This window comes from Sphingorhabdus sp., from assembly GCF_044357595.1.
In the GTDB taxonomy this organism is placed as follows: domain Bacteria; phylum Pseudomonadota; class Alphaproteobacteria; order Sphingomonadales; family Sphingomonadaceae; genus Sphingorhabdus_B.
Map to the genome: position 1 here is coordinate 1 of NZ_JBIKPH010000033.1, position 18,504 is coordinate 18,504.

Annotated in this window: 21 protein-coding genes; 14 read left to right on the forward strand and 7 right to left on the reverse strand. The window is 55.6% G+C overall.

Translation table 11 applies throughout. The features are described from left to right. Window positions 1-888: nucleotidyltransferase family protein (locus tag ACIQ2T_RS05355; RefSeq protein WP_397589917.1), on the forward strand; the 888-nt coding region annotated here is incomplete at its 5' end. Here the strand turns inward: ACIQ2T_RS05355 and rpoN are convergent. From rpoN to ACIQ2T_RS05380, 5 genes are all read right to left on the reverse strand, one after another. Beyond that, entirely contained in the window at window positions 889-2,379 is a 1,491-nt protein-coding gene (gene rpoN / locus ACIQ2T_RS05360; protein WP_397589918.1) for an RNA polymerase factor sigma-54, read from the reverse strand. A 29-nt stretch (window positions 2,380-2,408) separates the two neighbouring features. Continuing rightward, a complete protein-coding gene (gene lptB / locus ACIQ2T_RS05365) occupies window positions 2,409-3,179 on the reverse strand; it encodes an LPS export ABC transporter ATP-binding protein (protein ID WP_397589919.1) in 771 nt (256 codons plus the stop codon). Window positions 3,180-3,307: 128 nt separating this feature from the next. Next, the gene (locus ACIQ2T_RS05370; protein WP_397589920.1) at window positions 3,308-3,835 is read right to left on the reverse strand and encodes an LptA/OstA family protein; all 528 of its coding nucleotides are present in this window, start codon (window positions 3,833-3,835) and stop codon (window positions 3,308-3,310) included. 7 nt (window positions 3,836-3,842) lie between these two features. After that, entirely contained in the window at window positions 3,843-4,478 is a 636-nt protein-coding gene (locus tag ACIQ2T_RS05375) for an LPS export ABC transporter periplasmic protein LptC (protein ID WP_397589921.1), read from the reverse strand. A 25-nt stretch (window positions 4,479-4,503) separates the two neighbouring features. Continuing rightward, window positions 4,504-5,121, reverse strand: coding sequence for a ribonuclease D (locus ACIQ2T_RS05380; protein WP_306063706.1), 618 nt, complete (start codon window positions 5,119-5,121; stop codon window positions 4,504-4,506). Between the two features lie 215 nt (window positions 5,122-5,336). Between ACIQ2T_RS05380 and ACIQ2T_RS05385 the strand changes: the two genes are divergently transcribed. Continuing rightward, window positions 5,337-6,143 carry a cold-shock protein gene (locus ACIQ2T_RS05385; protein ID WP_397589922.1) on the forward strand — a complete coding sequence of 269 codons (807 nt, stop codon included), beginning with the start codon at window positions 5,337-5,339 and terminating at the stop codon, window positions 6,141-6,143. Window positions 6,144-6,210: 67 nt separating this feature from the next. Here ACIQ2T_RS05385 and ACIQ2T_RS05390 read toward each other — a convergent pair whose 3' ends face one another. After that, window positions 6,211-6,675 (reverse strand): Dps family protein, encoded by a 465-nt coding sequence (locus ACIQ2T_RS05390; protein WP_397589923.1) that lies wholly within the window; start codon window positions 6,673-6,675, stop codon window positions 6,211-6,213. A 412-nt stretch (window positions 6,676-7,087) separates the two neighbouring features. On the opposite strand from ACIQ2T_RS05390, the gene rpmG reads away from it, so the two are divergent. Next, the gene (gene rpmG / locus ACIQ2T_RS05395) at window positions 7,088-7,255 is read left to right on the forward strand and encodes a 50S ribosomal protein L33 (protein WP_125229418.1); all 168 of its coding nucleotides are present in this window, start codon (window positions 7,088-7,090) and stop codon (window positions 7,253-7,255) included. A gap of 107 nt (window positions 7,256-7,362) precedes the next feature. On the opposite strand, the gene ACIQ2T_RS05400 is transcribed toward rpmG, so the two are convergent. Continuing rightward, window positions 7,363-7,707 carry a response regulator gene (locus ACIQ2T_RS05400; RefSeq protein ID WP_397589924.1) on the reverse strand — a complete coding sequence of 115 codons (345 nt, stop codon included), beginning with the start codon at window positions 7,705-7,707 and terminating at the stop codon, window positions 7,363-7,365. Between the two features lie 52 nt (window positions 7,708-7,759). Here ACIQ2T_RS05400 and ACIQ2T_RS05405 point away from each other — a divergent pair, with 52 nt between their 5' ends. From ACIQ2T_RS05405 to ACIQ2T_RS05455, 11 genes are all read left to right on the forward strand, one after another. Beyond that, a complete protein-coding gene (locus ACIQ2T_RS05405; protein WP_397589925.1) occupies window positions 7,760-8,029 on the forward strand; it encodes a DUF3572 family protein in 270 nt (89 codons plus the stop codon). Beyond that, the gene (locus ACIQ2T_RS05410) at window positions 8,026-8,682 is read left to right on the forward strand and encodes an HAD family hydrolase (RefSeq protein ID WP_397589926.1); all 657 of its coding nucleotides are present in this window, start codon (window positions 8,026-8,028) and stop codon (window positions 8,680-8,682) included. Before ACIQ2T_RS05405 ends, ACIQ2T_RS05410 begins: the two co-directional genes overlap by 4 nt. Then, complete coding sequence (locus ACIQ2T_RS05415) at window positions 8,679-9,143, forward strand: RidA family protein (protein ID WP_353209493.1); 465 nt, start codon at window positions 8,679-8,681, stop codon at window positions 9,141-9,143. The genes ACIQ2T_RS05410 and ACIQ2T_RS05415 overlap by 4 nt, the downstream gene beginning before the upstream one ends. Further along, the gene (locus ACIQ2T_RS05420) at window positions 9,143-10,276 is read left to right on the forward strand and encodes a GNAT family N-acetyltransferase (protein ID WP_397589927.1); all 1,134 of its coding nucleotides are present in this window, start codon (window positions 9,143-9,145) and stop codon (window positions 10,274-10,276) included. Before ACIQ2T_RS05415 ends, ACIQ2T_RS05420 begins: the two co-directional genes overlap by 1 nt. Window positions 10,277-10,344: 68 nt before the next feature. Then, window positions 10,345-11,556 carry an acyl-CoA dehydrogenase family protein gene (locus tag ACIQ2T_RS05425; RefSeq protein ID WP_397589928.1) on the forward strand — a complete coding sequence of 404 codons (1,212 nt, stop codon included), beginning with the start codon at window positions 10,345-10,347 and terminating at the stop codon, window positions 11,554-11,556. Window positions 11,557-11,712: 156 nt separating this feature from the next. Then, window positions 11,713-12,471, forward strand: a complete 759-nt coding sequence (locus ACIQ2T_RS05430; RefSeq protein WP_397589929.1) for a crotonase/enoyl-CoA hydratase family protein — start codon at window positions 11,713-11,715, stop codon at window positions 12,469-12,471. A gap of 33 nt (window positions 12,472-12,504) precedes the next feature. Continuing rightward, window positions 12,505-14,040 (forward strand): acyl-CoA synthetase, encoded by a 1,536-nt coding sequence (locus ACIQ2T_RS05435; protein WP_397589930.1) that lies wholly within the window; start codon window positions 12,505-12,507, stop codon window positions 14,038-14,040. A gap of 35 nt (window positions 14,041-14,075) precedes the next feature. Then, window positions 14,076-15,497, forward strand: coding sequence for an aldehyde dehydrogenase family protein (locus ACIQ2T_RS05440; protein WP_397589931.1), 1,422 nt, complete (start codon window positions 14,076-14,078; stop codon window positions 15,495-15,497). Window positions 15,498-15,605: 108 nt separating this feature from the next. Next, entirely contained in the window at window positions 15,606-16,775 is a 1,170-nt protein-coding gene (locus tag ACIQ2T_RS05445) for an acetyl-CoA C-acetyltransferase (RefSeq protein ID WP_397589932.1), read from the forward strand. Window positions 16,776-16,912: 137 nt separating this feature from the next. Beyond that, a complete protein-coding gene (locus ACIQ2T_RS05450) occupies window positions 16,913-17,695 on the forward strand; it encodes an SDR family NAD(P)-dependent oxidoreductase (protein WP_397589933.1) in 783 nt (260 codons plus the stop codon). 94 nt (window positions 17,696-17,789) lie between these two features. Beyond that, window positions 17,790-18,504: enoyl-CoA hydratase-related protein (locus tag ACIQ2T_RS05455; RefSeq protein ID WP_397589934.1), on the forward strand; the 715-nt coding region annotated here is incomplete at its 3' end.

Consider the following 18,504-nt stretch of genomic DNA (forward strand, 5'->3'; position numbering starts at 1 on the left):
CAATATTCATATTTGACCGCCAAGCCCCGCCTCAAGGTACCGCCAGACGCGCTGACGTACCCTCCTGATTTTGTCGCGTTTAGGAGAAGCGAGTTGCAAGCGCAATGGACCTGCATTGTTTTGGCTGGGCAACGGCCCGGACCAGATATTTTAGCCCAACATTTTGGTCTCGATAAAAAGGCGCTCATACCATTGCGTGGGGAACCAATGCTCAGCCATGTGGTTCGAACGCTACACAAATCTCGGCATATCGCCAAAATCATCATATTGTCTCAGGATATAGAGGCGCTGCGTCCTGCCATTGATGCGGCGGGCGGAGCCATTTTGGTGGAAAGCCAAAGCAGCATTTCGTTAAGCATAAAGGTGCAAGTCGAGACTTTGGGCTTTGCCTCGCCGATTTTGGTGACGACGGCGGATCATCCTTTGTTGACAGCGGAGATGCTTGACGAATTTTTAGACAAAGCCGGTGGCGATCTTGCGGTAGCTATGGTCGAACGCCAAACTATGTTGGCCCAGTTTCCGGATGCAAAACGGACATGGCTTCGTTTTTTGGACGGTGCTTGGTCAGGGGCCAATCTTTTTGCCTTAATGAGCCTTAAGTCGGTCCTTGCGCTCGAATTATGGGCCGCTGCTGAGCAGGACCGCAAGAAAGCATGGCGTCTTTTCCGGCACTTTGGTTTGCACCTCGCGTTACGTGCGCTCACCCGCACCATTGGTCTGCGCCAAGCGTTGGAACGCGCGGGTAAACGGATTGGCTTGGAGGCAAAGCTTGTCGCAATGTCCAACCCAGTGGCGGCGATCGATGTTGATAAGCTAAGCGACCATGTGCTTGCGGAAAAAATACTCATGGAACGTGAAGGTCTCAGCGGACATAATCTCGCCGCCTGATCAGCGCCCCATTTTCCGCTGACGTCGGCGCTGCACCGACGAACCGATGCCCATTGCCTCGCGATATTTGGCGACTGTGCGGCGGGCGATGTCAAAGCCCTTTGCCGTCAGCATTTCGACTAAAGTATCATCGGAGAGGATTTTGTCTCCTTCGGCGTCAATCAGTGACTTGATATGGCTTTTCACTGCCTCTGCCGATGCGCCTTCGCCATCGGCAGATTGAACGCCCGATGAAAAGAAATATTTGAGGTCAAACAGCCCGCGCCCACAATGCAGATATTTGCTGCTTGTCACTCGGCTTACTGTGGATTCATGCATCTCAATCGCATCGGCCACTTGGCGCAGTGTTAATGGCCGCAAATGGGCCACGCCGCGCCGGAAGAAACCTTCCTGCTGCTTCACGATTTCGGTAGCAACTTTGACGATGGTGCGCTGCCGTTGATCCATGGCCTTGATGAGCCAGTTGGCGTCGGCCATGCAATCGCTGAGCCAGGCCTTAGTGGCCTTGTCCTGCCCAAGCTCTGCCACATAGCTTTGGTTGATGAGCAAGCGGGGCAAGTTTGCGCTATTCAGGTCAATCGCCCACCCAGCGCCGCGTTGCGTGACATAAATGTCCGGCGTTACTGCTATGCTGTCCTCGCGTTCAAAGCGGCAGCCAGGTTTCGGATCATAACCGCGAAGCTCAATCAGCATATCCCGCAAATCCTCGTCATCGACGCGGCAAATACGTTTCAATTGGTCAAAGGCGCCTTTGGCAACCAGATCCAGATTGTCGATTAACCTTACCATGCAAGGGTCGTAGCGATCCGCCTCCTTTGCCTGTAGCGCAAGGCATTCGGACAGGTTGCGTGCCCCCACGCCCGTGGGATCAAAGCGTTGGAGCGCAGCCAGTGCGTTCTCCATTTCCGCCATGGGCGCACCAAGCCGTTGCGCCATTGCCAGCAGATCCTCACCCAAATAGCCAGTCGGTTCGATCTGCTCGATAATCTGCTGCACAAGGAAAAGCTGCCGCCCGGAAATACTTGATCCGGCCTGCGTTATCAAATGCGCACGCAGACTGAGGTCGCGTGCGGCAAAGCTGTCGAAATCCTGTCCGTCCCCGTCAAAGCCCCCAGACATTGTGTTACCCGACAGGCCAAGCATTCCGTCAGAACCGCCCACGCTGTCAGACGGCGTGTCATGGTGGAAGGTTTCGGCGCTGAAATCGACATCAAGCGCCTCGGACGCGTCATGGCGGTCATCACCCAGACCGTCGTCGCTTGAACGTTCGGTGGTTTCGGGGCCGCTTAATTCCGAGTGTTCGCCGAGAGGTATGTCAGGCGCGGATTCGCTGCCGCCGGCCTCAAGTACAGGATTGCGCTCGACCTCTTCGGCAATGAAAGCTTCGATCTCGAGCGAAGACAAGGCCAGCAGTTTAATTGCCTGCTGCAGTTGCGGCGTCATGACCAGCGACTGGCTTTGGCGAAGGTCGAGGCGCGGAGCTAAGGCCATGACGTTATGGGTGTATCACTGCCCCCAAGTCACATTGTAAAACTCTCGCCCAGATACAGGCGACGGACATTCGGGTCGGCAACCAAGGCCTCTGGCGATCCTGCAAACAGAACCTGGCCGCCGTAAATGATGCAGGCGCGATCAACAATGTCGAGCGTTTCGCGGACATTGTGATCGGTGATGAGAACGCCAATGCCGCGCGTTTTAAGTTCCTTCACCAAATCGCGGATGTCGGAAATGGAAATTGGGTCAATGCCGGCAAAGGGTTCGTCAAGCAGCATGATCGACGGGTTTGCAGCCAACGCACGTGCAATCTCGCAGCGTCGCCGTTCACCGCCCGACAAGGCCATGGCAGGCGCACTCCGCAAACGGGTAAGGCCGAATTCGTCAAGCAGCTTTTCCAATCGCTCGCTGCGCGAGTCGGCATCGGGCTCCGACATTTCCAGAACCGCGCTGATATTCTGTTCTACCGTCATCCCGCGGAAAATGGATGTTTCCTGAGGCAAATATCCAAGGCCTAATATGGCACGGCGATACATCGGCAAGTTGGTGATATCGGCGCCATCAAGGGTAATCCGTCCGCTATCCGGTTTTACCAGACCCATGATCGAATAAAAGCATGTGGTTTTGCCTGCGCCATTGGGTCCAAGCAGGCCAACAACCTCACCCTTCGCCACCGAGAGCGAAACATCGGTCAAAACCGCACGCTTATCATAGCTTTTGGCAATGGAGACAACGCCAAGGCCCGACTGCAAACCCGGATCGGTGGTCGCATACGCAGCAGGGAGGGAGGCAGTCATGCTATCCATATTCAATATTCGTCCGCAATCATGCTTTTGGTTTCGGTCCGTTAGCTAGTGAATAGCGAAGCAATTTGCAATTGGCATGCTTCATGCTGCGCCGTTTTGGTTACTGCGTGGGCTCAAACTTAATTTTTGCGCTGCGGGACGCTAAAGCTACCCGTGACTCTGCCACCGGAATTTGTGGTGCCAGGTAAACCGCCGCCGTTTATGGTCGATCGGCCGGAGTTGATATCAATGACCAGTCGTTCACCGGTGAGACGGTTGCTACCTTGCACGAGGTTCACGTTTCCGATCAACGTGATCAGGCTCGAGTCGAGATCATAAATGGCTGAGCTGCTCGTGGCGCGAAGATCATCTTTGATGACCGTGACACCGCCGGTTGCATCGAGGCGGTTCACATCAACGCCGCCATTGCTGGAATAAGCAGCCGTAACGCGGCTTGCTTTCAGCGTAAGCCCGGCTTGAACAGCAGTTACGCCGCCTGATAACACAACGCGGTCCGCGCGGTCCTGCAACTCCATGGATGCGGCGGAAAAATCGACGGGCGCGTTGCTATTATGGTTACGGATGCTTTGCGCAGTCGATGCTGAGGACAGCATACTGATACCAGCGATAGCGGCACACAGGCCAACGGAGATAGAACGGGCAGTCATGAGCAGCTCACTTAATCGCATTCTGGTCGATACGCAAACGAACCCCGCCATCCAAGCGAACAATGCGGGTGTCGAGATCCGCACGCAGATGCCCTGCGTGGAAGGTTCCGACCTTTGTGCGTCCGCTCACGGGACCAAAGCTTTGCATCGAACGGTCTTTTAACGACAGCACGACATTGCTTGCGACCATGTCATATCCAGCCGAGTCGACAGCCAATGGACCGTTCACGCGCATGGTTTCTTTATTGAGGTCGTACACACCGCGCTGAGCGATTATCGAGGCTGGGCCATCGCTCAGCGTGATCCTGCCCGACAATGAAGTTATGTCCAGTAGCGGTTCGGCTGAGGTTTTCTGCACGGCGCTGCCAGCGCGCAATGAAAACGGGCGGCCCTTGCTGTCATCGCCGCGATACAATGCCTCGACCACACGCAGCCGTTCGCGGGACAGGTCAACTTCATCTTTGTTGAGCACGAAGCTGAGTTCCTGCTTGCCGGCAAAGGGGCTAAATGCCAGCAAAGCGACCAGCAAACCTATGATGCTGGGCAGGACAACACGCAGCATCCGAATAAGCCGATCTTGTCGCCCACCGGGCAGCGCCCAGTTTTGCCTTTGAGTGCGTTCGAGATCGGCTTGTGCGGACATTATAGATGCCTAACCAGATTGAACCTTAACTGTGCCCGAATATGTCAACTTCAGGCCAGCCTGCAAGATCAAGGTCCGCGCGGTGCGGCAGGAAATCAAAACATGCTTGCGCCAATTTTGTGCGGCCTTCACGTTCAAGGCGAATGACAAACTCGGCATGCAAGCGGTGCAGATAGCGCACATCGCTTGCTGCATAATCTTTCTGCGCTTCGGAAAGAACTGGGCCACCCCAATCACTTGACTGTTGTTGTTTGGAAATGTCTGTGCCGAGCATTTCCTTCACCAACTCTTTTAAACCGTGGCGGTCGGTGTACGTGCGTGTCAGGCGCGAGGCGATCTTGGTGCAGAACAATGGCGTCGCGACGACATTCAAATAATGCGAAATCGCGGCCAGATCGAATCGGGCATAATGAAACAGCTTCACCCGTGCAGGGTCGGCAAGAACGGCGCGTAAGTTTGGTGCGCTGTAATCACTGTCCCGTCCAAAACGGATAAGGTGTTCATCGCCGCGGCCATCAGAAATCTGCAACAAGCACAGCCTATCGCGCGCGGTAATCAAGCCCATCGTTTCGGTGTCAACGGCGACTGGACCTTCGGCCAAAACGCCAGCAGGCAAGTCTTCTTCATGCAAATATACGCTCATGCATGTCCCTTGCCCGACAGTGTTGTCTAAGGCAAATGAAAGTGCAGCTTTGGCAAGGCGATTTTGCGCCGCAATATTTGCTATCGCGCAACCTTTTAATGCGATATACGTAGTCTTTGCGGAATCAAGAACGGTTGCGCTTGTGACGTGCAGTACAGTCGCCCTCGACTGCATAACATAGTGGTACAGGGCGGTGAGAAGGCAAGTAAGAAGTTATGGGTTTTGATCGCAAGCGTGCTGGCAAGGGCCGGGACAAACGAGACGGTTTCGGTGATGAAAGCTACGACGGCTATCGTGCACCATCCCCCTATCAAAGTGATTTTGGCGGCGGCCGTTCAGGCGGCGGCGGATATGGCGGCGGCGGTAACAGCGGTGGTGGAGCTGGCGGCGGAGGCGGCTTTGGTGCCCCGCGTCGTGGCCCCGGTGGCCCTCCGATGCCTGCGCAAGTCATCGGTTCCGGCAAAGGGATTGTCAAATTTTTCAATGGCCAAAAAGGTTTTGGCTTCATTCAGGTAGACGGTCGTCCAGACGACGTGTTCGTTCATATCAGTGCTGTTGAGCAGGCCGGCCTGTCCGGGCTTGCAGAAGGCCAGCCACTTGAGTTCCAACTTGTGGAACGTGGCGGCAAGGTGTCGGCTACTGATCTTGTCATCGACGGTGAGCCAATGGCTGTGGCCGAGCGGGAACCGCGTCCTGACCGTCCAGCCTTTGACCGTGACCGCGCCCCGCGCGGTGATGATCGGGGAGGTTTCCGTGGCGGTGATCGTGATTCGGCACCACGAGGCCCGCAGCGCGAATCGACTGGCGAGCGCGCCAATGGAACCGTGAAGTTCTTCAACGACATGAAGGGTTTTGGGTTTGTGCAGCGTGACGATGGCGGCGAAGATGTGTTCGTGCACATCTCTGCGCTTGAGCGTTCGGGCATGGGTCAAGTGACTCAAGGCGACCGTTTGGCCTTTGATATCGAAATCGATCGTCGTGGCAAATATTCGGCAACGAACCTGAGCACGCTTTCCGAATAAGCGCGTGTTAGAATTTCAAAAAGGCGGGTGAAGCAAAGCGCTTCGCCCGCCTTTTTATTTCTGGCCTTTATGCCTCGCCGATTGTGGCTGCCAAGAACCAAGCGCGTTGCTCGGCTTGGTCGGTCCAATCATCCAGCAAGCCATCGGTCGCATTGTCACCAGCTTGGTCAGCAAGCGCCTTTGCGTCCTTCAGCGCCCCAATCAGCGTCTCATTGTCGGCATGCAATGCTTTCAGCATCTGGGCCGCATCGGTTGTAGTCGAATCATGGTCCTTGATCCGCTGCTTTGCTGCAATAGAACCAATCGAGGTTAGCGTATCCTGACCCAGCTTGCGGACGCGCTCGGCGACAAGGTCAGTGGTGGCAATCAACTCGGTCGCCTGTTCGTCAAACAGTAAATGATATTCGCGAAAATGGGGGCCAGTTGCGTGCCAATGAAAATTCTTCGTCTTCAAATATAGCGCGTAATAATCGGCCAGAAGGCCATTTAACCCGTCGGCCAATACCTTTTTGCTATTGTCACCAGCAGCCATAAATCATTCCTTTTGTGTGGGTGAAGTTCACATATGGGAATGAAAGGCCGATTTTCAAATCGATGGACTTTAAGAAGTGACATACCAATTTGCCTGCACCTTAAAAGATATAAGCCAATCCGGCGCACAACTGCACTGGACGCCCCCAGATTTAGCTGGCGATGACCGACCGAATCAAAATATGATTTTTATGACCAAATGCCGCGGCAACGTGGTTGCGAATCAGCGCCAATGACGAGCCTGCACTCGGCTCGCCGCGATAGATGGTGGAATATTGGCATGGTTTAGCGTGCCATTCCTGCTTATGGGCTTGACTTTCTGCACGCGAATCCGCATTGGCCCGCCTATGTGAACCGCGCAGATTTTCACCTGCGCAGTTTTTTTCGGTATTTTTTGAACAAAGGAATGGGCCATGGCGAAGCCAGCCACGATCAAGATCAAGCTGCTCAGCACCGCTGACACGGGCTTCTTTTACGTGACCAAGAAAAATCCGCGTAACATCACCGAAAAGATGACGTTCCGCAAATATGACCCCGTCGTGCGCAAACATGTCGAGTTCAAGGAAGCCAAAATCAAGTAAGCTAAAAGCTGCTTGAAGGTTAATCGATCAGGGCGCTTCGGGCGCCCTTTTTGATTCCTGCCGTGCAGTCCTGCACGTTGGTGCTACCCCCCAATTATCCCCTGCACCTACTCCAAAAACGTCATCATGGACACTGGCTTTGACAAATATCCCTTTGCGCCAGCAGCAACAATTCGTTCTTGGTCGCCTTTTCCGGCGTAGGCGGTGACCGCAAGGACCGGAATGGACGACAATCTAGCGTCCTTTTGCATGGCCTCTATCAAGTCGGCGCCACTGACATGGGGCAATTGAATGTCCATAATGACAAGGTCGGGGGCAAATATGTAGGCTTGATCAAGCGCCAACCGTCCATCGCGCACCCCTTGAACTTCAAACTGATGCGCCCGCAAAAGGTCGGTGAATAACTTGAGGTTGAATTCATTATCCTCAACAATCATCACCTTTTTACCCATAGCCACATTTTCCCGCTTTGCGTTCGCGGAGTCCATGGCTTAAGCGAAAGCCATGGATGAAACAAACGACAAGTTAGACGCATCGGGTATGGCTTTCCAGGCATTGGCGTGGGCGCTGATGGAAGAATCGCGGGCAGAACGACTGTTGTCACTCACGGGACTTACGCCGGAGGGTTTGCGCAGTAGCGTGATGGAGCGCAGCACGCAGGCTGCGATCCTGTCATTTTTGGAGGCGTATGAGCCTGATCTGATTGCTTGCGCAGCGGTCATCGGCGTTTCGCCGGTTGTTTTGGTGCAAGCGCGGCAGGAGTTGGAAGCATGAGCGTCACCGGTTCTCGAGCACTTCTCATTTCCGATTGCGACGAAGTGCTGCTGCACATGATCGTTCCATTTCGTGACTGGTTGGATGAGGCGCATCACATCCATTTCGACCTTGTCCATGGCGACTGGGGAGAGGCGCTGCGTCATAAGCATGACGGCACCATCGTCGAGCGCGGTCAGGTGTGGGAGTTGCTCAACGGATTTTTTGATACCGAAATGCACCGGCAACAGGCGATTGACGGGGCGGTAGACAGCCTTAACCGGCTGCGTGAGCATGCCGACGTCGTCATCCTTACCAACCTTCTGGATCACCGCGCAGGGCCTCGTACAGAGCAACTGAGGGCCGTTGGCATCGACGCGCCAGTTTATTGCAATCAAGGCGGCAAGGGTGAAGCGCTTGGTCGGATACTTGACGCGTATAAACCAAGCGTTGCCGTGTTCGTTGATGATCTTGGGCATCAGCATGAATCGGTCGGCGAACATTATCCCGACGTGTGGCGTCTGCATTTCGTGGGCGAGCCATTGCTATGGGAACGCGTCAATCCATCGAAGGCCGCGCACGCAAGGCTTAACCGATGGGCAGACGCCGAAGTTTGGATCAGGGATAAGCTGGTTGCGAACATGCCAGCGCCCGCATTGGAAAAGGTAGTATGATGATTGAAGCAAAACTGGCTGAACTAGGCATTACACTCCCGCAACCTGCGGCGCCTGTGGCATCCTATGTGCCTGCAGTGGAAGCAAACGGCATGTTGTTCATTTCTGGCCAATTGCCCTTTGTTGACGGTAAGGTTTTAACCGGCCGCGTTGGTGACACCTGCAATCTTGAAGATGCCAAGGTCGCCGCCAAAGCGTGCGGGATCATGCTGATCGCGCAAATGAAGGCTGCGTTGGGCGGTGACCTTGATCGTGTTGAGCGGATCGTCAAACTGGGCGTGTTTATCGCGTCTGAGCCGGACTTCACCGATCAACCCGAAGCCGCAAATGGCGCCTCCGACCTGATGGAAGCAGTGTTCGGCGATGCGGGTAAACATGCACGGGCCGCTGTGTCGGTGCCGGTCTTGCCACGCAACGCTACGGTTGAAATCGACTGCGTTGTACAGGTGCGCGCCGCTTAATGACAGACGGCGTAACTGCCGAACTTTTAAGTAAGGTCAGTGATATTTCCGCTGACCAATGGGATGCGCTTAACCCGCGCGGTAATCCGTTTGTCAGCCACGCGTTTTTGTCGGCCCTTGAACAATCGGGGAGTGTTGGTCCAGGAACTGGCTGGTCGCCATCTCCTGTCATTATTCGCGATGCGGAGGGTGTTCCAGCAGCGGCGCTTCCCGCCTATCTTAAAACGCATAGCCAGGGCGAATATGTGTTTGACCATCATTGGGCTGATGCGTTTCATCGGGCCGGCGGGCAATATTATCCCAAGCTGCAAATCGCCGCGCCATTCTCGCCCGTGCCAGGGCCACGTCTTCTGTTGTGTGACGAGGGGATGGCGTTGCCCATCTTGCGGGCCGCCGAAGCCGTGGTTGACCAGAACGGCCTATCGTCCGCACATGCCACTTTTGTCGAACAAGCCGAGCTAGCGCTGTTCCGCGAAGCCGGCTGGTTGACGCGGGTGGGAACGCAGTTTCATTGGCAGAACCGCGATTATGCCGACTTTGAAAGTTTCCTTGGTGCGTTATCGTCGCGCAAGCGCAAGGCCATCCGCAAAGAACGTGCCGGTGCACAGGCCGCCGTCCGCATACAACAGATTGCCGGCGCAGACATTACGCCAGAACATTGGGAGGCGTTCTGGGTTTTTTATCAAGACACCGGCGCGCGCAAATGGGGAACGCCCTATCTGACGCGCGCATTTTTCGATATCATTGGCGACAGCATGCGCGACAGTATTGTCCTGTTCCTGGCCTATGATCAGGACGGCCCGATTGCAGGCGCGCTGAATTTTGTAGGGCCCGATTGTCTCTATGGTCGCTATTGGGGTTGCACCCGTGATGTGCCATTTTTGCACTTCGAACTGTGCTATTATCAGGCGATTGATTACGCCATCGCGCATGGCCTCGCCCGCGTTGAAGCAGGTGCGCAGGGCGAACATAAATTGGCGCGGGGGTACGAGGCTGTGCCGACCTACTCCGCGCACTATATCGCCAACGAAAGCTTTCGGAGTGCTGTCGCCGACTTTCTGGAACGTGAAACGCAAGCGATGGAGCGCGAGATTGAATTTTTGGGCGACATGGCGCCTTTTAAGAAGGGTTGAAGCCTGTCAAACGGCTCTTGCAATCCTCTTTTTAATCGCGCACTTAAATGGCGAGAGAGGAATCATGTATGAGCACACCAAGCCCGCGGGAACTTGACGCATTTGAAAAGCAGTGCGACGCGTGGTTCGCCGAAAACACCGTCCGCGACCCCGGCTTCATGTTGCCGCTGACGTTTATGGAAGTGTCGACGGATCAGCAGTTTGATTTCCTGCGCAACTGGCAGCGCAAGGTATATGAGGCGGGCTATTTCGGTATGTCTTGGCCAACCGAATATGGCGGCTATGGCATGCATCCCGAATATCAGCGTATCGCCACGCGGGTCATGAAAAGCCATGATGCGCCGATCATGCTCAACGCGATTGCGAACGGCTGGACCGGACCATTGCTGCTTGATATCGGCCGTGAGGAAGACAAGCGCCGCTTCATCAAGCCAATGCTGTCGGCTGAAGAAATCTGGTGCCAGGGCTTTTCGGAGCCTGAGCATGGCTCGGACCTCGGCAGCGCGCAGACCAAGGCTGTGCGTGATGGCGATGAATATGTCATCAACGGCTCCAAAATCTGGACCTCCTTGGGTGACCGCGCTGATTATATGATCCTGCTTGCACGGACATCAAATGATGGGCCAAGCAAATATGCGGGCCTCAGCTTTTTCCTCGCGCCGATGAAGGTTCCGGGTATCGAAACCCGGCGTTTGAAGAAACTAACCGGCGAATATGGCTTCACCCAATGTTTTTTCACCGACGCGCGTATTCCGGCGTCGGGCCTCGTCGGCGAAGAAGGGCAGGGCTGGATGGTCGCAATGAAGACGCTGGAATATGAGCGCGGTGCCAAGGTTAATCCGGTCGGCGGCTATTTCGTCAAGGAAATGGATGTCATGGGTGTGGTCGACATGGCGCGTTCCGCCAAGCGCGGCGGCAAGCCAGTGCTGGATGACCCTGTCATGCGCGATAAATTGATCGACTATATGATTGAGATTCAGGCGCTGAACCTTAACAACCAGCGCCGTCGCATGGCCCCGCTGACCAGCGACCGTCCAATGGGCCTTGCCCTGATGAACAAGTTGGCGCGGACCGAGCTGGTGCGTGAGCTGACTGAATTCTCTCTGCAGTTCCAAGGCACGCGCGCGGGCTATTATGTTGGCGATGAAAATGCCGTCGATGATGGCTATTGGCACCGGTCGTATCTCAACAGCTTTTCCGCCACCATTGGCGGCGGCACGAGCCAGATCCAGAAGAATATCATTGGTGAGCATGTGCTTGGCCTACCAAAGGGGCGGTAGGTAAGCTTCATGTGTCATTCCCGCGAAAGCGGGGAACGAAGTGACCGCGAGGTCAATCCATGGCCTGACTGCTTCACACGAAGCAACGGTGCGTAGATTTTAAGATTTGACCATGGCTGCCCGCTTTCGCGGGTATGGCGATAAAAGAGGAATAAAATGTCCGAAGTTCTAACCCAAGCTGAAAACGGCGTCCTGATCATCACCATCAACCGGCCCGAGGCAAAGAATGCGGTCAATCAAGCGGTCGCGCAAGGTTTAGCTGCGGCTATGGAGCGTCTGGATAGTGACAAAAGCCTGAACGCGGGTATCATCACTGGGGCTGGCGGCACATTTTGTTCAGGCATGGACTTGAAGGCATTTTTGCGGGGTGAATTACCAAGCATTAAGGGCAAGGGCTTTGCGGGATTTATCGAATCTCCGCCCGCAAAACCTTTGATCGGCGCGGTTGAAGGTTATGCGCTCGCAGGTGGCATGGAAATCGCAATTGCCTGCGACCTGTTGGTAGCAAATGACAAGGCGCAGTTCGGTATTCCCGAAGTGAAACGCAGCCTTGTCGCCGCAGCTGGCGGTTTGCTGACTTTGCCGTCGATCATCGGCAAGCGTATGGCGATGGAGCTTGCGCTAACGGGTGATTTCATCTCTGCACAGCGGGCATATGAGGTGGGTTTTGTAAACCGCGTTACCGAAGGCGCTGCCATTGATGCCGCGCTTGAGCTGGCAGCCAAGGTTGCCGCGAACGGACCGCTGGCATTGATTGCAACTAAGCGCGTGATCAACGAGCGCCCTGATTGGACTTCTGCGGAAATGTGGAAGAAGCAGAGCGAGATATCCGGACCAGTGCTCACATCGAAGGACGCGCGTGAAGGCGCTATGGCCTTTGCAGAAAAACGCAAACCGAACTGGCAGGGCGAATGATCGCCGCACTCAAAATGTTGGAGGAGTAGAATAATGGGTCACCCCGCCGTCCACGCCGCCGCCAATCCGGACAAACCCGCCGTCATCATGGCGGGTTCGGGTGAGATAATCACATATGGTGCGCTTGAGGCGCGGTCGAACCAGTGCGCGCATTTGTTTCGCGCGCTTGGTCTTCAACATGGAGACACGGTTGCCTTTTGTCTCGAAAACTGCGCGGAGTTTTTCGATCTGGTTTGGGGCGCGCAACGGGCAGGGCTGGTTTACGTTGCGATCAGTTGCCGGCTGACCGCATCCGAAATTGATTATATTCTCAACGACAGCGGAGCGAAGGCGCTGTTTGCATCGCCCTATTTAGGCGCGACGCTCGGCCAGTTGGAAAGCGCGGTAAAGCGTTACATTTTGGGCGGCGAACATGCGGGTTGGGAAAGCTACGCTGCTGCCGTGGCCGATTTTCCGACATCGCCGATCGCCGATGAGCGTGCTGGCACGGACATGCTGTACAGCTCCGGCACCACAGGCCAACCAAAGGGCGTGCGCTTCCCGCTGCCTGAGGATCCGGACATTGCCGGTGCCTATGCGTTGTCCGGGCTTGCCATGATGGCGTTTAAATTCTCTGGCGATAGCATCTATTTGTCGCCAGCGCCGCTGTATCACGCCGCGCCCTTGCGGTGGTGCGCGGTGGTGCACAGGCTTGGCGGCACAGTTGTGGTCATGGAGAAGTTTGATCCCCAAGCTGCCTTGGCCGCAATTGAAACGTACAAGATCACTGCTAGCCAATGGGTCCCGACGCATTTTGCGCGGATGCTTAAGCTCCCCGAAGACGTGCGTATGAAATATGACGTGTCGAGCCTGGATACCGCCGTCCATGCGGCCGCGCCATGTCCTGTTCCCATCAAGGACGCGATGATTGCATGGTGGGGCCCCGTGCTGCGCGAATATTATGCGGGTACCGAGGGGCAAGGAATAACCTTCATCTCCAGCGAAGAATGGCTGACGCATAAGGGATCGGTCGGTCGGCCGCTGAACGCGATTATGCACATTTGTAACGAGGACGGGGATGATTTGCCAGTTGGCCAAGAAGGCACCGTATTCTTCGAAAGCGCGGCGTCGTTCAGCTATCATAATGATCTCGAAAAAACTAAAGCCGCGACCAACAAGCACGGCTGGACCACCCTGGGCGACGTTGGTCGCCTGGATCAAGAGGGGTATTTGTACCTCACCGACCGCAAAAGCTTCATGATCATTTCGGGCGGGGTGAACGTTTATCCGCAGGAGATTGAAAACCATCTTGTGACACACCCCCGCGTCCGTGACGTTGCCGTTATCGGCGGTCCGCATGATGAAATGGGCGAAGAGGTAATCGCTGTCGTGCAGCCATTGGATATGGCCGACGCTGGCGATGCATTGCGCGACGAACTTACCGCCTTTGCGCGCGAAAAACTGTCCGGTGTCAAAATCCCGCGCCGGATCGATTTTCGCGACGAACTTCCTCGGCACGACACCGGCAAACTCTACAAACGCCTGCTGCGCGATGAATATTGGGCAGAGCAGGACAGGCCATCAACCTAAGGCTATAATGCCACAGACTCATCAGGAGATAGACAATGACCACGCAATATAAAAATCTGATCAACGGCGAATTGGTTGATAACGGCCAATGGATCGACGTCGTCAACCCCGCGACCGAGCAGGTTATTGGCCAAGTTCCCGATTGCGGTCAGGCAGATTTGGACAAGGCTGTTGCCGCCGCCCGCGCCGCCTTCCAGACATGGAAAAAGACCAGCGTTGAGGAACGCCGCGCATTGTTTGCGAAAATGGCGGACGTGATCAAGGCGAACAGCGACGAGCTAATGCGTTTGTTGACCGCAGAACAGGGCAAGCCGCACATGCAGGCGGGTAACGAAATCGCTGGCTGCGTTGGCATGACACGCGCGTTGCCGATGCTGAACCTTGAAGAGAAGATCACCGAGGATAGCGATAAGCGCCTTAGCCGCACGCGCCGCGTACCCGTTGGCGTGGTTGGCGGCATTGTGCCATGGAACTTCCCTGTATTGATGGCGATCCAGAAGATCGTTCCCGCCTTGTTGTCCGGCTGCACCATGGTGTTGAAGCCATCGCCGTTCACACCGCTGGCGACATTACGCTTGGCCGAGCTGGTTGCTGGCGTATTCCCGCCGGGCGTGCTGAACATCATCACGGGTGGTGACGCCCTTGGACCGTTGCTGACCGCGCATCCAGATATCGACAAAATCACCTTCACGGGTTCAACCGCCACCGGCAAACGTGTGATGGAGTCGGCGTCAAAGGATTTGAAGCGCATCACACTTGAACTTGGCGGTAATGATGCAGCGATTGTTTTGCCGGATGCCGATGTCGGTAAGGTCGCCGAAAAGCTATTCTGGGCAAGCTTTTACAATGCAGGCCAAGTGTGCATTGCGGCCAAGCGCATCTACATCCACGAAGATATCTATGACGAATTATCAGGCGCGATTGCGGCTTATGCCAAAGCGGTCAAGGTCGGCGATGGTGCCGAGCAAGGCACAGCAATTGGACCTATCCAGAACAAGCCGCAGTATAAGCGGGTACTTGAGCTGATTCAGGATGCCAAGGACAAGGGCTATAAGTTCCTCGCTGGCGGCGACCACGACCCTTCGATTCCAGGCTATTTCGTACCCGTTACCGTCCTCGACAACCCGCCCGAAGATGCGCGGATTGTAGCTGAGGAGCAGTTTGGCCCAGTCATGCCGTTGATGAAGTTTTCGACAATCAACGAAGTCATTAGCCGCGCGAATGCTTCGGATTACGGTCTTGCAGGGTCGATTTGGACCAGCAACCCCGAAGCTGCGGTTGAAGTCGCAGAGCAATTGGAAACTGGAACGGTGTGGATCAATGAGTCCATGCATCTTGCCCCCAACGCTCCTTTTGCCGGACATAAGCAGTCGGGCTTTGGTGCCGAATTGGGTGAAGAAGGCTTGCTTGAATTCACCTATCCGCAAGTGATCACAATCGCGCGCGAAGCGGCGTAGCGAAGATACCTCCCCATCGATCAAAGATGGGGAGGTTATTCCGGCCTTGACTCTCCCCTTTCAAAGTTTAATCGATTGATTAAATTTTTGAACAACAGGAGAGAGATTATGGCAGACGCCTATATTGTGGATGCGGTCCGTACCGCTGGTGGCCGCCGCGGTGGCAAGCTTGCGGGCGTGCATGCGGTTGATTTGGGTGCTGCCGTGCTGGATTCCATTGCGGACCGCAATGATTTCGATCCTGCCGCAATTGAAGACGTTATCATGGGCTGCGTATCGCAAGGCGGCGAACAAGCCGGCGATGTAGGCCGCAATATCGTTCTCGCATCGCGACTGCCGAATTCCATCCCATCCGTCAGCATCGACCGCCAGTGCGGATCGTCGCAGCAATCGATGATGTTCGCAGCGCAAGGCGTGATGTCGGGCACGCAGGATATCGTGCTGGCGGCTGGCATTGAAAGCATGACACGCGTGCCGATGGGTTCGACGTCCATGCTGTTCAAAAAAGAGGGCATGGGCACATATAAAAGCCCGCGTTTGGAAGAAGCCTATCCCGGCATCATGTTCAGCCAATTCATGGGTGCAGAAATGCTCGTGAAGAAATATGGCTTTACCCGGGAAGACCTGGACCAGTTCGCGCTTGAATCCCACCAAAAGGCTATTGCAGCAACGCAAGGTGGCGCTTTTGCAAATGAAATCGTTAGTATGGAAGTCGATACGCCAGAGGGCAAGATCGTCCACAGCAGCGACGAAGGCATCCGTTATGATGCGACCTTCGAAAGCCTTTCAGGCGTTAAGCTGCTTCAGGAGGGCGGTTCCATCACTGCTGCCAATGCCAGCCAGATTTGCGATGGTGCATCGGCGGTTCTGATCGTGTCTGAAAAGGCATTGAAAGAACATGGCCTGACCCCCCGCGCGCGCATCGTGAACTTGACCGTGACGGCGGGTGACCCAGTGATCATGCTCGAGGAGCCATTGTTTGCAACCGACCGCGCGTTTCAGCGTTCGGGCATGAAGATTTCGGACATTGACCTGTATGAAGTAAACGAAGCTTTTGCACCCGTGCCTTTGGCTTGGTTGAAGCATATTGGTGGTGATCGGTCGAAGATCAATGTCCATGGCGGCGCGATTGCGTTGGGCCATCCGTTGGGCGCATCGGGTACGAAGCTGATGGCGACGCTGCTGAATGCGCTTGAAGCACGTGGCGGCCGTTATGGCCTGCAAACCATGTGCGAAGGCGGCGGTCAGGCGAACGTTACGATTATCGAGCGGGTTTAACGCGCGACCAGCCACTAGAGTCACTCTGGAGCCAGAGGCGTGCAGAGCACAACTTGTTTCAGGGTCTTAATTTCTACCGTCCAAAGTAAGATGCTGAAACAAGTTCAGCATGACGGTCCAAACGATCAGGAGTGTTTATGAAACTGGATTCAACAGTCGCAGCAGTCGTAACAGGCGGCGCATCGGGCCTTGGCGAAGCAACCGCGCGGGCGCTCGCTGCCAAAGGCGTGAAGGTCGCGATATTCGATCTACAAGCCGACAAGGGTGAGGCGCTTGCCGCTGAAATTGGTGGCGTGTTCTGCAACGTCAACGTCACCAGCAACGAAAGCGTCGACGCGGGCTTTGCCAAAGCGCGCGCGGCGCATGGTCAGGAACGGATTTTAGTCAACTGCGCTGGCACGGGCAACGCGGTCAAGACCGCCAGCCGTTCGAAGGAAGACGGATCGATCAAGCATTTCCCGCTCGATGCGTTTGACCGGATTATCCAGATCAACTTGGTTGGGACATTCCGCTGCATCGCCAAGTCGGCAGCTGGCATGCTTACGCTTGAGCCGATGGAAGATGGCGAGCGTGGCGCGATGGTAAACACGGCGTCGGTTGCGGCCGAAGACGGCCAGATGGGCCAAGCGGCCTATTCGGCATCAAAAGGCGGCATTGTGGGCATGACTTTACCCATCGCCCGCGACCTGATGAGCGAGGGCATTCGCGTCAACACCATCCTGCCTGGTATCTTCAACACGCCATTGATGAATGGTGCACCGCAAGCCGTTAAAGACGCGCTTGCCGCATCCGTGCCATTCCCCAAGCGCCTTGGTCACCCGCATGAATTTGCGCAAGTTGCCATGACGATGATCGAGTGCGGATATTTCAATGGCGAAGACGTGCGCATCGACGGCGCAATCCGGATGGCGCCACGGTAACTGAAAGCGATTATGAGACTTAACCGAAGCCCTGGGTTGCATCCGCTAAACGGCTGCCGCTCAGGGCTTCGCTTTTATTGCGAGGCCCGTTCTTATGACTGAGTTCACCCAAATCCAATATGATGTTGATGACGGCATCGCGACGATTACGATGCACCGTCCGGAAAAGATGAATGCATTCACCAACGTCATGATGAGCGAAATGTGTGCTGCATTTGATTTGGTGGACGCCGACGACGATGTGCGCGCTGTCATCGTAACTGGGTCGGGCGACCGCGCCTTTTGCGCAGGGGCGGACCTTACGCCCGATGCGGGCGGCGATGTATTCGCTAGCAGATCTCAAGTCGAATCGCTGTCCGACGAGCGTGTCCGCGATTCGGGTGGGCGGCTGACGTTGCGGATATTCCAGTGCACAAAACCCGTCATCGGGGCAATCAACGGCGCGGCAGTGGGCATTGGCGCAACGATGCAATTGCCGATGGATTTCCGTTTGGCGAGCGGCACGGCGCGCTTCGGTTTTGTCTTTGCGCGACGCGGCATTGTGCCTGAGGCGGCTTCGAGCTGGTTCCTGCCGCGTTTGGTCGGCATGCAACAGGCTTTGGAATGGTGTATGACCGGGCGTGTATTCAATGCTGCCGAGGCCTTTAACGGTGGTCTCGTCCGCTCGGTTCACGCACCGACGGAATTGTTGGCAGCAGCGCGGGCTTTGGCACGCGAGATTGCGGACAACACCGCGCCAGTGTCTATTGCGCTGACCCGCGCAATGCTGTGGCGGTTGTCAGCGGCGGACCACCCCATGGCAGCACATC

Coding starts and splice junctions, on each gene's coding strand:
- rpoN (WP_397589918.1), bottom strand. CDS start 2,379: ATGGCCTTAGCTCCGCGCCTCGACCTTCGCCAAAGCCAGTCGCTGGTC.
- lptB (WP_397589919.1), bottom strand. CDS start 3,179: ATGACTGCCTCCCTCCCTGCTGCGTATGCGACCACCGATCCGGGTTTG.
- ACIQ2T_RS05370 (WP_397589920.1), bottom strand. CDS start 3,835: ATGACTGCCCGTTCTATCTCCGTTGGCCTGTGTGCCGCTATCGCTGGT.
- ACIQ2T_RS05375 (WP_397589921.1), bottom strand. CDS start 4,478: ATGTCCGCACAAGCCGATCTCGAACGCACTCAAAGGCAAAACTGGGCG.
- ACIQ2T_RS05380 (WP_306063706.1), bottom strand. CDS start 5,121: ATGAGCGTATATTTGCATGAAGAAGACTTGCCTGCTGGCGTTTTGGCC.
- ACIQ2T_RS05385 (WP_397589922.1), top strand. CDS start 5,337: ATGGGTTTTGATCGCAAGCGTGCTGGCAAGGGCCGGGACAAACGAGAC.
- ACIQ2T_RS05390 (WP_397589923.1), bottom strand. CDS start 6,675: ATGGCTGCTGGTGACAATAGCAAAAAGGTATTGGCCGACGGGTTAAAT.
- rpmG (WP_125229418.1), top strand. CDS start 7,088: ATGGCGAAGCCAGCCACGATCAAGATCAAGCTGCTCAGCACCGCTGAC.
- ACIQ2T_RS05400 (WP_397589924.1), bottom strand. CDS start 7,707: ATGGGTAAAAAGGTGATGATTGTTGAGGATAATGAATTCAACCTCAAG.
- ACIQ2T_RS05405 (WP_397589925.1), top strand. CDS start 7,760: ATGGATGAAACAAACGACAAGTTAGACGCATCGGGTATGGCTTTCCAG.
- ACIQ2T_RS05410 (WP_397589926.1), top strand. CDS start 8,026: ATGAGCGTCACCGGTTCTCGAGCACTTCTCATTTCCGATTGCGACGAA.
- ACIQ2T_RS05415 (WP_353209493.1), top strand. CDS start 8,679: ATGATGATTGAAGCAAAACTGGCTGAACTAGGCATTACACTCCCGCAA.
- ACIQ2T_RS05420 (WP_397589927.1), top strand. CDS start 9,143: ATGACAGACGGCGTAACTGCCGAACTTTTAAGTAAGGTCAGTGATATT.
- ACIQ2T_RS05425 (WP_397589928.1), top strand. CDS start 10,345: ATGAGCACACCAAGCCCGCGGGAACTTGACGCATTTGAAAAGCAGTGC.
- ACIQ2T_RS05430 (WP_397589929.1), top strand. CDS start 11,713: ATGTCCGAAGTTCTAACCCAAGCTGAAAACGGCGTCCTGATCATCACC.
- ACIQ2T_RS05435 (WP_397589930.1), top strand. CDS start 12,505: ATGGGTCACCCCGCCGTCCACGCCGCCGCCAATCCGGACAAACCCGCC.
- ACIQ2T_RS05440 (WP_397589931.1), top strand. CDS start 14,076: ATGACCACGCAATATAAAAATCTGATCAACGGCGAATTGGTTGATAAC.
- ACIQ2T_RS05445 (WP_397589932.1), top strand. CDS start 15,606: ATGGCAGACGCCTATATTGTGGATGCGGTCCGTACCGCTGGTGGCCGC.
- ACIQ2T_RS05450 (WP_397589933.1), top strand. CDS start 16,913: ATGAAACTGGATTCAACAGTCGCAGCAGTCGTAACAGGCGGCGCATCG.